Below are 244 nucleotides of genomic sequence, written 5' to 3'. Positions count from 1 at the left end.
GCAGTCGGTCACGCACGACGGCGTGACGGTGCGCTACGAAACCGGCGAGACGCAGCGCGTCGCTGTTGAACCGGCTTCGGTGAAGCAGGGCGACAAGGTGACGGTCGGCATTCGTCCCGAGCATCTGCATGTCGGCATGACGGATGACGGCGTATCGGCCCGCACGATGGCCGTCGAATCGCTCGGCGACGCCGCGTATCTGTATGCGGAGTCGAGCGTGGCGCCGGATGGTTTGATCGCGCGC

1 protein-coding gene is annotated in these 244 nt (G+C 66.4%); it reads left to right on the top strand.

Going from position 1 to position 244, the window contains the following annotated elements:
- Nucleotides 1–244: TOBE domain-containing protein (locus SB753_RS40470; RefSeq protein WP_410805602.1), on the top strand; the 244-nt coding region annotated here is incomplete at both ends.

This window comes from Paraburkholderia sp. SIMBA_053 (genome assembly GCF_046534895.1).
Classification (GTDB): Bacteria; Pseudomonadota; Gammaproteobacteria; order Burkholderiales; family Burkholderiaceae; genus Paraburkholderia; species Paraburkholderia caledonica.
The sequence above is the reverse complement of the archived record's forward strand: the minus strand, read 5'-3'. Positions and strand labels throughout refer to the sequence as shown.